Source organism: Flammeovirga sp. EKP202 (assembly GCF_014534745.1).
Lineage (GTDB): Bacteria > Bacteroidota > Bacteroidia > Cytophagales > Flammeovirgaceae > Flammeovirga.
In genome coordinates this window covers 1-12,301 of the sequence record NZ_JACVVP010000072.1, presented here as the reverse complement: position 1 = coordinate 12,301, position 12,301 = coordinate 1, and the positions used below count along the sequence as shown (strand labels likewise).

Here is a 12,301-nt window from a genome sequence, read left to right as displayed (position 1 = left end):
TTTATGAAAATCTATTCATCATTAGCTAACAAATTTGCTACATCAGCACTTATAGTTTCAGCATTGTTTTCTTGTTCAGAGTCTGAAGAGATTATTAATGACCTTGATCCAGATTTTGAAGTGCCAACAACATATGTTTTTGATAATGTAGATTATTCTGGGCAAACTGCCAGAATCCAAATGTTAGATTCATTAGAGCGTTACATTAAGTCAGGAAACGATGGTCTTACTAACTTAGAAGAGTCCGTAATGCAGTCTGTTTTTGCAAATGAGTCAGGAACTTTATTTGGTTCTTCTAAAGATTTAGAAAGCAAGACTTATGGTGAAGCAGGTTTAACAGTAGATGTGAAAACAGAAGTTTACGCTTACTTTAAGAGTGCAGAGGAAGCTTCAGGTAATGCGGCAAACATTTACGAAGGTCGTTTATTTGATGCTGAAGGTCACGAACCTGCTCAAATGGTAGCGAAAGGTCTTATGGGAGCTACTTTATACTATCAAGCAGTTTCTTATTATTTATCAAATGAGAAATTAGATGCTGATAATGAGGAGATAACTGAAGGTAAAGGTACAGCGATGGAACATTACTGGGATGAGGCATTTGGTTACTTTGGTGCTGCAGTAGATTATCCATTAAATGCAGATGCTAAAAACTGGTATTGGGCAAAGTATGCGAAGTCTCGTGCTGATGTGTATGATGTATCAGGTGATATCTTCACTGCATTCTTAACAGGTCGTGCTGCTATTACTGCAAAAAATTATACAGTAAGAGATGCTCAACGTGATATCATTGTTGCAAAGTGGGAGGAGTTGGTAGCCATCAACGTTATTCACTATTTAAACTCAGTACTTACTGATACAACGGATGGTGATAGAATGCACCACTGGTCAGAAGCTTTAGCATTTGCTTGGTGTTTACAATACAATGCATCTAAAAAAATCTCTGATGCAGACTTAGATAAAGTAATTGCGGCTCACGGAAATAATGTAGATGAGTTAACAACTGAGAATATTATTGAAATAAAAAATATTTTACAGTCAACTTATGGCTTCTCAGCTGAGGTAGTTAACGCATTATAATATATCTTTGCATCCTCAAACCATATTCAAAATGGTTTGAGGATTTCTTCGTTCATTTTACTTCTGTAGTTTATTATGAAACTATTCAAATATTTTATCACTATTATCCTGGCTTTAGTTTTCTTTTCTTGTTCTGAAGAAAACGGAAACATTGAGCTAGACTTCTCACAAACTGACATGTTAGGCAATTATGCCAACAACATTATTAAACCTTCAATTAGCAATTATCACACTTCGGTCGCTTCACTTGATGAAAAAACTAAGTCATTTGTAAGTGCACCAACAGAAGAAACTTTTGATGCCTTAAGTTCAGCATTTTTAAGTGCTTATCAGAATTGGGCAACAGTCAATGCATTTCAATACGGTCCGGCATTAGAAAATGCATTTCTAGCATCAACAAATACATTTCCAACTGATTATACAGAATTGGAGGCGGATATTGTTGCTGAAAATATTAACCTTGGATCAGTTACTTCTAATAACAAAAAAGGATTGCCAGCAGTAGATTATCTTTTATTTAAGGATGATAAAGCAACAGTAATTGAGGCTTTCAAAGCAAACTCATTTAGAGGTGAGTATTTGAATGCAGTTGTGGCAGATTTATTGACAAAAGCAACTTACGTAAATGATGCTTGGTCAGGGGACTATGCAGCAACATTTGCAGTAAATGAAGGAAATGATCCTAGTAGCTCACTATCAGCAATTGTCAATGAATACAATAAAGCTTACGAAAGATGTAAAAATCAAAGAGTTGGTTATGCTTTGGGTAAAAACTCATTGTCTGGTAGATCAAGCCCTATGTCAATTGAAGCTTACTATAGTGTCAATTCATTAGATTTATTGAAAAGAAATGTAACAGCTTTAGAAAATATCTTTAAAGGAAATGATGGTGTAGGTTTAGATGATTACCTAACAGCATATTACAATACAGGATCAATTCAAGAAGATTTATCCGCAAAGATTTTAAATCAATTTGAGGTGATTCATTCAAAATTAGATAACTGTCAAAGTCCTTTTGCAAATCATATTGAAGCACAAGACGAGACCGTTGAAGAGTTATATACGGAGATGTCGAAGTTAGTAGTAATGATTAAATCAGAAATGCCTTCTGCTTTATCAGTGAAAATTACTTACCAAGATTCGGATGGAGATTAGAATATGGGATATTATCATAAACTAGTTAATAATCAAACTTCAATTGCACCCTTGGTTGTCTTCCGAATGATTTTCGGTATCATGATGGCCTTGAGTGCAGTTCGTTTTTGGGTGAACGGTTGGGTGGACTCTCAATTCGTTCAACCCAAATTCTTTTTTCATTACTTTGGTTTTTCATGGGTAGAACCACTTGGTGAGAAGGGGATGTATATCATCTTCTTTATCATGATTTTTAGTGCAATAGGTATAGCATTGGGCGCTTTTTATAGAATTTCAGCCTTGCTGTACTTTCTTACTTTTACCTATGTAGAACTAATAGACCTTACGAATTATCTTAATCATTATTATTTCGTCAGTTTGATGGCATTTATAATGATTTTTTTACCCGCACATCGAAGATTTTCTATTGATGTTTATCGAAATCCAGAAACTTACAGGAAGTATGTTTCGGCATGGACGATCAACATTGTAAGAGCACAATTGGGCATTGTCTATTTTTATGCTGGAGTAGCTAAAATTAATGCGGATTGGCTTTTAAATGCTCAGCCACTTCGATTATGGTTAGCTTCAAGAGCAGATTTATTTTTGGTGGGCCCCCTTTTAAAATATAAATGGGTGGCTTTTGCTTTTAGTTGGATAGGTTGTATATATGACCTGTTTATTCCTTTCTTTCTCTGTATCAAAAAATACAGAGGTTTCGCCTATTTTTTAGTGGTGGCATTTCATGTAATGACAGCGGCGTTATTCCCAATAGGGATGTTCCCTTACATTATGATTTTGTCAACATTGATTTTCTTTTCTGATCAATTCCACGAAAAAATAATTCTGTTCTTAAGTCGATTTTTTAGTTCTGAAAACTTATCAATGCAAGTCAATAGAGGTCAAATTAATTCAATACCTCAACAATTGATGAGATTGAGTTTTGGTCTTTTCCTATTTGTACAAGTCATATTTCCATTTAGATATGCTTTGTATGGAGGAGAGCTCTTCTGGACAGAACAAGGGTTTCGTTTCTCATGGAGAGTGATGTTGATGGAGAAGTCAGGTTCAGCAACTTTTTATGTGTTAAACCCTGAAACAGACCATAAGATAGAGGTCAATAATAGAGACTTCTTGACTCCGTTACAAGAAAAAATGATGGCTACTCAGCCTGATATGATACTTCAATACGCACATTATTTAAAAAGTGTTTTTGAAGAAAAAGGGGTGAAAAACCCTGAGGTTTATATTGATTCATATGTCTCGCTCAATGGTAGAGCAAGCCAACCCTTTATAGACCCAACAATAGATTTAACAAAGTTGGAGGATACTTTCGCTCCTAAAACATGGATACTTCCCTTCAAGGGATAAGATTATATGACAAGGTTATTATTCATTACTCTACTTTTCTTTTTATCGCTGAGTTCTTATTCGCAATCAGTGAGAGGTAAATTGCTTCAATTCGATTCTCAGGAGTCAATTGAAGGTGCAGACGTTTATATTAAGGACACGAACATCAAAGTGAAATCAGATAAAAACGGAAACTATAAACTTTCTAACCTACAAAAAGGAAAAGTCTACACAGTTGGCGTTTTTAAGTATGGGTTAACACCCATGGAAAAAGACATCAAGATTACTGCTCAAAGTCAAGAATTAAATTTCACAATGAGGGTGATTGAGAAAGTTTTAGATGAAGTAGATATCACGGATAATAATGAAACCGCCGAAATCACAAGACTTGAGGCAGTAGAAGGAACTTCTATTTTTGAAGGGAAGAAAAGTGAGGTAATTCAAATTGATAATCTTACGGCAAATTTAGCGACAAATAATTCAAGACAAGTTTATAATAAAGTACCTGGATTGAACATTTGGGAAAGTGACGGTGCCGGTATTCAGTTAGGTATTGGGGGCAGAGGCTTGAGCCCTGATAGAACTTCCAATTTCAATACAAGACAAAACGGTTATGATATAGCAGCAGATGCTTTAGGTTATCCTGAAAGTTACTATACTCCGCCATTAGAGGCAGTAGATGAAGTTCAAATTGTAAGAGGTGCTGCTTCATTACAATATGGAACCCAATTTGGAGGTTTATTGAATTTCAAAATGAAAAAAGGTCCTGCAAATAAACCTTTTGAATTTGTTACTCGTCAAACAGTTGGATCATTTGGATTGTACAACTCATTTAATAGCATTGGTGGAGAGAAAGGAAAAGTAAATTACTATGCTTTGTATCAATATAAAGGAGGAGATGGTTGGAGACCGAATTCTGCTTTTGATGTCAACACTGTGTATACCGCAGTAGATGTTGAAGTCAGTGAGCGTTTTAAAATCGGTTTTGAGTTTACTCATATGGATTATCTAGCGCAACAACCTGGCGGTTTAACTGATGAGGAGTTTGAAAGAGATCCACGAGCATCTTATACAGACAAGAACTGGTTTAAGGTAAATTGGAATGTTGCTGCGATAGATTTACAATATAAGATTAATCACAATGCAAAAATCGAGATGAAAAATTTCGGACTTTTTGCAAGCAGAGATGCATTAGGGATTAATCTTAACAAGCAAAATCCATATGATGAACCTCGATTGTTAGTTGCTGATCAGTTTAGAAATGTTGGTACCGAAGTACGCTACCTTCAACATTATTCTTTGAATAACAGGCCTTCAGTATTTGTATTAGGGTCAAGAGTATATTACGGTAATGATGATAAGAAACAAGGTGATGCTTCTGATGGGAAAGATGCAGACTTTGGTTTCTCACATCCCGATTCATTATTATCTGACCATCAGTTTAAGATTGAGAATTACGCATTCTTTGTGGAAAATATTTTCCAAATCACGGATAAATTTAGTGTAACACCAGGAGTTAGATTTGAACTTATTGGAACATCAGGAGAGGGATATTATCAGAAAACTTATTTTGAAGTTGGTGATGACGGCTTGATAGAAGAAATTACTCGTGCAGAGCCTGATACGATTAATAACAATAGATCTATTCTGATTGCAGGAGTTGGACTTAGTTATAAATTGAAGGAAGATTTGGAAATCTATGGTAATATCTCTCAAAACTATAGAGCCATTACATATTCTGATTTAAGATCTCTGAACACAAATGTAAGGATTGATCCAGATATGAAAGATGAAAAAGGGTATTCTGCTGATATCGGAATGAGAGGAAAAACAGACTTCCTGAATTTTGATATAAGTGCTTTCTACCTTCGTTATAATGATAAAATAGGTCTTGCAAATCCAGCTAATCCAATTCGTACGAATATCGCAGATGCCTATACGTTAGGAGTTGAAGCGTTTGGAGAGTTGAATGTGATGCATTTTATTAACGAATATTCTCAGTATCACTTTAATTTATTTGGCAATGTATCCTTTATTCAAGGAAAATATATTTCAGATGATAGAGTATATGATGGAAACGATGTGGAATTGATTCCTCCTTATAACCTGAAAGCAGGTATCAATACAGGATACAAAAACTTCAATTTATCTTTCCAATATACCAAGGTGGATAAACAATATACTGACGCTGCAAATACAGAAAAGCCATTACCTGATGCAGTTTACGGTCCAGTACCTGCTTACTATGTTATGGATTTATCTATGAAATATCATTATAAGTGGTTTGGGGTGGAAACAGGGGTAAATAACCTGACAGATAATATGTATTTTACACGAAGAGCAACAGGTTATCCTGGTCCGGGAATTATTCCGGCTGATGGTAGAAACTATTATTTTACATTCCAATTTAAAATCTAGATTAAGAAACATCTTTTCGGCATTTCGTTATATTCCATAGATTATTTTGTCTATTTTCTTGGAAGGTATTAAGTTTATGATAAATTTGTGATACATAAAGTGAGAACTTATTCATTTATGACATCCTTTATGTAAATTCTAATTTACCTCAATTAATTTTAAACAATGGCGAAAAGTATCGACGAAACTAAATTACAGCGAATTAAAGAAGCAACAATCGAAATGGTTGTAAGCAAAGGTTATGGAGGGGCATCGGTTTCGTCTATTGCTAAAAAAGCACAGGTAGCAGACGGGTATCTATACAGACATTACCCAAGCAAAGCCGCTTTAGTACAAGCACTTTATTCTTCAAATATTGAATATTTTAGAAATATCATTTTCAAACATATGGAAGAAAAAGAGTCGCTGGAAGAAGTGATTCTTCATTTCTGTATTGAGATTTTTACTTTGGCAAATGATAACCCTTCAAGAGCAAAGTTCATTAATATGCTGATGAATGATTACACGTTTTTGATGTCAAAAGAAATGACTTTGAAAATTCCGGAATCTTCGAAAGCCATGGTACAAAGAGGGTATGACACAGGTGAGGTGAACCAAGAAATCAACGTAGAAATGTTTAATGCTGTTTTCCCTGCTATTCCAATTCAGTATGCATCGTCAAGAGCAACTGGAGTGTTTAGTCACGATAGATTAGTAGAAGATGACGCTAGAATTGTTACAACTTTATGCATGAAAGCATTAAAGTAAGACAGAAATAAAATAGATATTAAATGAAGGTTGCCTTATTAAAAGGTAACCTTTTTTTGCTTAATAAGGCATTAAAAGGGTAAATAATTGTAATATTTAAAGAAATTAGAAAAGAGATTTCTCCGATGTTATTATTTTCTAATTTCTATTCTTGTTTTTAACACAAAAGTTATAAATTTGATGAGGTTTTTGAAAACAAAAGCCAAAAATAAGTAAAATACCTCGTGAGTGTAAAGTGTTGGAGGGTGGTATTTTATTTTTAAAATTGAATTATTGTATGGGAGTAGTAGCCCATACTTTTATATTACTGAAGGTTAGAGGGACTAGTTTTACTTTGTTCCTCTTTTTTCATTCCACCAATTTTTTTAATGGTAAATTATTATATCGATGAATAAATTATTACTGACCATTTTTTTATCAATTACTTTTTTAACTATAGTAAATGGTCAATCAATCCAGCAGATCCAAAATTCTTTTAATCAATATTTAGAAAAAGCAAAGTCAGGCGAGTATGCGTTTCAACCTGATTCATCCGCAGTGCTTGATACATTATCTTTTTCTAAGAAGAATAAAAAAATCTATTATTTCTTAAGTAAACACTGGGAGTATACACCAATACGGGTTGATGATTTATCTTCTATTGAAAAAAAAGTGAGAGAGCACCTTGGTGAAAGTTATAACAGATATGACCTGATTTTTTTTGTAGGTCAATCCAAAAGTGCATCTTTTAGTAAACTGGCTAAAAAAAATAAATGGCCTGTAATTCCGAAAAACTATTTAAAAGATCTAGTACCCAATTTTTTTAGAGGAACTCATTCGCTTGATAAAGACAGACGAATAGTGAAAAATCATGCAAATGCTCCAATACATGTGAAGAGGGTAGATAGAAAAGAAGAGGAACTTATTCAAAATGGCCTTTATGGAAATCACCTCGCCATATGGAATAGTCATGGTTTATATTATGAGAAGAGTTTGAAAAGGTGGGAATGGCAAAGAGCAAGATTATTTCAAACCGTTGAGGATTTGTTACCGACCGCCTTTGTGTTACCTTACTTGGCACCAATGCTTGAAAATGCTGGAGCAAATGTTTATATCCCAAGAGAGAGGGGAACGCAATCCAAAAGTTTTGTGGTGGATAATGATGGAGAAAGAGAGGGGTATGTAGAAGGTGAAAATGTAGTAGCTGGAGATGTAGGTTTTGAACATAAGTTATTTTACAATGATCATGAAAACCCTTTTGAATTAGGAACTTCGAGAAAAGTAAAGTCAACTAACAACAAGAATGATATTGCTTTTACATGGAAAACTCCAAAAGAAATCAAGGGTGAATATGCAGTATATGTTTCTTATGCCAATCATGATTTGTCTGTAGAGGATGCACATTATTTTGTTCAACATAAAAAACAAAAAACAGCTTTTGTCGTCAATCAGAAAATAGCACCAAAGACTTGGGTGTATTTGGGAACTTTTCACTTTGATGGTTCAGAGGGTGAAGGTGTTTATTTATCTTCTTACTCCAAAACCAAAGGACGTTATATTACAGCGGATGCCGTTCGTTTTGGTGGAGGAACAGGGAATATAGTAAGAGAAGGTTCAAGTAGTTTAAGAGCAAGATATACGGAAGGGGCAAGATACAATTTGCAATATTCGGGTGCTCCAGAGTGGGTATATTCTCCAAACGAAGGTGAGAATGATTATAAAGATGATTATCAATCGAGGGGTGAATGGGTAAATTGGTTAATAGGTGCACCTCTAGCTTTAAACCCAAAGATTGAAAATGCAGGTTTAGGAGTCCCCATTGATTTGGCATTAGCATTACATACTGATGCAGGTGTCTCAAAGTCCGATACAACTATTGGAACATTGGCTATCTATAGCACCACCAACATGGATAAAAATATACAATTTGAAGATGGACAATCAAGGTTGACGAGTAGAGATTTAGCTGATATAATTCAGACGCAGATTGTTGAGGATGCGAGAATTTTACATGATTCTATTTGGAACAGAAGATCGTTGTGGGATCGAAGGTATAGTGAGGCTGTTTATCCTGATGTGCCGACAGTATTGATCGAATTATTATCCCATCAGAATTTTAAAGATATGTGGTTTGCTTTGGATCCTGTTTTTAGGTTTGATGTCAGTCGATCGATCTACAAAGGGATATTAAAGTATATGGCTTTTCAAGAAAATAGAAAATACGTTGTTCAGCCATTGCCACCAACGCATTTTTCTGTAGCCATCAAAGAAAATGGTGCATTGATTAAATGGAAACCACAACAAGATCCAATTGAAACATCAGCAGATCCTACATTTTATAAACTGTATACAAACTTTGATAATCAGGGATGGGATAATGGACAGATTATTAATGATTCAAGTGTCATACTTCCTATTCAGAAAGAACACTTTTATAGTTTTAAAGTTACCGCGGTAAACAGCGGTGGTGAAAGCTTTCCAACGGATGAATTAAGTATGGCTGATTTTGGAAATGAACCAATTCTCGTAGTGAATGCTTTTGACCGTATATCTTCTCCTACATTTATTGATACAGAAAGTTACAAGGGTTTCAATCATTTGGATCACGGTGTAGCAGATCAAAAAGACTTATCTTATGTGGGAGCTCAGTATGATTTTAACCCAAATTCACCTTGGGTTGATGATGATGCCCCAGGTTTTGGAGCAAGTTTTGGAAATAAAGAAACAACAATAATTAAAGGAAATACCTTTAATTACCCCGGGATTCATGGTAATGCTATGTATTATTTAAAACAATCATTTGTATCCTGTAATCAAACGGCTTTGGAAGAAGGAGAAATTCAATTTGAAGACTATTTTGCCGTTGATATCGTTCTAGGGGAACAAAAAGACTTGAATTTTAGCCAATGGGGTAAGAAAACGGAATTCAAACTTCTGTCACTTGGACTTCGTAATAAAATTGAAGCTTATTTAAAGCAAGGTGGTAACTTATTGATAAGTGGAGCCTATTTAGGATCAAGCTTATTTTATGAGGAAGACGGTATTCCAAAAGGTAGAAAACACCCTGATGTGCTTTTTGGGAAAAACGTTTTGCATTTGGTCGGTAGAACAGATCATGCAGATGTAGTAGGCAATGTAAAAAGTGTTGATAAAGCATTCCAAAGCCTTAATGGAGTTCAGTATTCTAAATCAGATGATGATGACATTTATAAAGTTGAATCGCCTGACGCATTAGAACCTTGGGGAAAAGGGGGTAATCAAATTTGTAGATATACAAGTAATCAAAAAGGGGCAGGGATTAGCTATAATAATGGAAATAAAAAGATTGTAGCTTTAGGTTTTCCATTTGAAACCATTCTTTCTGAGCAAAAGAGAATTGAAGTAATGGAAGAATTTTTGATATTTTTTAAAGAAAAATAGTGCTTATCCAAGAAGAAATGGTGTATTAAGAGATTGATTGCAAGGTTTTTGGATCTTAATTATTGACAAAAAGGTTAAGATACTGAAAATTTAACCTTTCTTTTTCAGTTCAGTTCGTAATATGTAATTGAACAAAGACGAAAATATAAAGTCTTAAGAGCGATATGGTTCTTTTCACTTTATAAACAAGTAGTTGTTACAACTACACAAGACTGACAAACTGCAAAAAGGCCTCACTTGATGAGGCTTTTTTTTATGTATAATTTTTAGAAGAAAAAACGGGGTAGTATCTTCACGGTAATTTTAAATTCATACTTATATCATGGAGAAGATACTTATCAAAAACGCACAAATAGTCAATGAAGGATCTATTTATCAGTCTGACCTAAGAGTGGTAAATGGAAGAATCGAAAAGATTGGAACTTCGTTGGAAGCACAAACAGACGAAAAGGTAATTAATGCCGAAGGGAAATATCTTCTTCCTGGCTTGATTGATGATCAAGTTCACTTTAGAGAGCCTGGATTGACTCAGAAAGCCAATATTGAAACTGAATCTAGAGCAGCTGTTTCGGGTGGTGTTACTTCATTCATGGAAATGCCAAACACGAAACCTCCTACAGTGACAATCGAGAAGTTGGAAGAAAAGTATGAGATCGCTTCTAGAACATCATTAGCGAATTACTCTTTTTATATTGGAGCATCAAATGACAATTTAGAGGAAGTACTTAAAGCAGATCCTAAAAATGTTTGTGGTATCAAAGTATTTATGGGTTCTTCTACAGGAAACATGCTGGTGGATAATGAAGAAACGCTTGCCAATTTATTTAAAAATGCTCAAATGATCATTGCTTCTCACTGTGAGGACGATCCAATGATTGCTGAGAATATGGAGAAGTATGTAGAGAAATATGGTGATGATATTCCTATGGAATGTCACCCTGAAATCAGAAGTGCAGAAGCTTGTTATTCTTCTTCTTCTAAAGCGGTTGCTTTGGCAAGAAAACATGGAGCAAGATTACATATCTTACATATTTCAACAGCCAAGGAATTAGAGCTTTTTGATAATGATATTCCATTACAAGAGAAGAAAATTACTTCAGAGGCTTGTGTACATCATATGTGGTTCTCTGATGAAGATTATAAAGAAAAAGGTGCCTTTATTAAATGGAATCCTGCTGTAAAAACAAAAGAGGATGGAGCGGGTATTCTTGCAGGTGTTCTGAATGACAAAATTGATGTAATTGCGACTGATCACGCTCCTCATACATTGGAAGAGAAGTCAAATAAATATACATCAGCGCCTTCAGGTGGTCCATTAGTGCAGCATTCATTACAGGTGTTGTTGGATTTCTATAAAGAAGGGAAAATTTCTTTAGAAAAAATTGTAGAGAAAGCTTGTCATAACCCAGCAATTTTATTTGAAGTAGAAGAGAGAGGGTATATCAGAGAAGGGTACTGGGCTGATCTTGTATTGGTAGATCTTGAGGCTCCTCAAAAAGTTGAAAAATCAAACCTTAATTATAAATGTGGTTGGTCTCCTTTTGAAGGACATACTTTTAGTGCGTCTGTAACTCATACTATTGTTTCAGGACATTTAGCGTATGAGAATGGTGCTTTCCATGAAGATGTAAAAGGAAAAAGATTAACATTTGATAGATAATTATTGATTTATCAATAATAGATTGGGTAGGAATATCCCATTTTTATACAATGTTGATCCAAAATAAAGGGGTAGGCAGTTTTTTTGACTATCCCTTTATTTTTTTATTCCTGATTAACAGGAGGTTTATTGATGTTGAATTTTGTTTACATAAAACAATGTGGTTTTTGTAAACTTTCCTTCTATCTTTGCAGAGCAAAAAAACAAATGGCGATCGTAGCTCAGTTGGTTAGAGCACCGGTTTGTGGTTCCGGGGGCCGTGGGTTCGAATCCCATCGTTCGCCCAAAGCTTTCAAGAAATTGAAAGCTTTTTATATGTTTTTTAAAACAAAGAATAGGTAAATTGATGATATGCAATATTTTGTATTCTGATTAATTTATTTTTCAAAATAAAGTTTTGTTTTGTGAATTTAATGATTACCTTTGCAAAGCAAAAAACAAATGGCGATCGTAGCTCAGTTGGTTAGAGCACCGGTTTGTGGTTCCGGGGGCCGTGGGTTCGAATCCCATCGTTCG

Annotated in this window: 7 protein-coding genes and 1 tRNA gene; all 8 read left to right on the top strand. The window is 34.6% G+C overall.

Features of this window, described 5'->3' with window-relative positions; translation table 11 throughout:
• Positions 1 to 3 precede the first annotated feature (3 nt).
• A complete protein-coding gene (locus tag IC221_RS26770; protein WP_188171883.1) occupies positions 4 to 1,077 on the top strand; it encodes a DUF4856 domain-containing protein in 1,074 nt (357 codons plus the stop codon).
• Between the two features lie 75 nt (positions 1,078 to 1,152).
• On the top strand, positions 1,153 to 2,232 hold the full coding sequence (locus IC221_RS26765) for an imelysin family protein (RefSeq protein ID WP_188171882.1): 1,080 nt from the start codon (positions 1,153 to 1,155) through the stop codon (positions 2,230 to 2,232).
• Positions 2,233 to 2,235: 3 nt separating this feature from the next.
• Entirely contained in the window at positions 2,236 to 3,582 is a 1,347-nt protein-coding gene (locus IC221_RS26760) for an HTTM domain-containing protein (protein WP_188171881.1), read from the top strand.
• Positions 3,583 to 3,588: 6 nt separating this feature from the next.
• Positions 3,589 to 5,979, top strand: a complete 2,391-nt coding sequence (locus tag IC221_RS26755) for a TonB-dependent receptor (protein WP_188171880.1) — start codon at positions 3,589 to 3,591, stop codon at positions 5,977 to 5,979.
• Between the two features lie 165 nt (positions 5,980 to 6,144).
• Entirely contained in the window at positions 6,145 to 6,726 is a 582-nt protein-coding gene (locus IC221_RS26750) for a TetR/AcrR family transcriptional regulator (RefSeq protein WP_188171879.1), read from the top strand.
• 387 nt (positions 6,727 to 7,113) lie between these two features.
• Positions 7,114 to 10,125 (top strand): N-acetylmuramoyl-L-alanine amidase, encoded by a 3,012-nt coding sequence (locus IC221_RS26745; protein WP_188171878.1) that lies wholly within the window; start codon positions 7,114 to 7,116, stop codon positions 10,123 to 10,125.
• 322 nt (positions 10,126 to 10,447) lie between these two features.
• Positions 10,448 to 11,785, top strand: coding sequence for a dihydroorotase (locus tag IC221_RS26740; protein WP_188171877.1), 1,338 nt, complete (start codon positions 10,448 to 10,450; stop codon positions 11,783 to 11,785).
• Positions 11,786 to 11,995: 210 nt separating this feature from the next.
• Positions 11,996 to 12,069: transfer RNA gene (locus tag IC221_RS26735), tRNA-His, on the top strand.
• Positions 12,070 to 12,301: the final 232 nt, after the last annotated feature.

Excerpts from the sequence above, each read along its gene's own strand:
- IC221_RS26770 (WP_188171883.1), top strand. The coding sequence starts at position 4 with ATGAAAATCTATTCATCATTAGCTAACAAATTTGCTACATCAGCACTT.
- IC221_RS26765 (WP_188171882.1), top strand. The coding sequence starts at position 1,153 with ATGAAACTATTCAAATATTTTATCACTATTATCCTGGCTTTAGTTTTC.
- IC221_RS26760 (WP_188171881.1), top strand. The coding sequence starts at position 2,236 with ATGGGATATTATCATAAACTAGTTAATAATCAAACTTCAATTGCACCC.
- IC221_RS26755 (WP_188171880.1), top strand. The coding sequence starts at position 3,589 with ATGACAAGGTTATTATTCATTACTCTACTTTTCTTTTTATCGCTGAGT.
- IC221_RS26750 (WP_188171879.1), top strand. The coding sequence starts at position 6,145 with ATGGCGAAAAGTATCGACGAAACTAAATTACAGCGAATTAAAGAAGCA.
- IC221_RS26745 (WP_188171878.1), top strand. The coding sequence starts at position 7,114 with ATGAATAAATTATTACTGACCATTTTTTTATCAATTACTTTTTTAACT.
- IC221_RS26740 (WP_188171877.1), top strand. The coding sequence starts at position 10,448 with ATGGAGAAGATACTTATCAAAAACGCACAAATAGTCAATGAAGGATCT.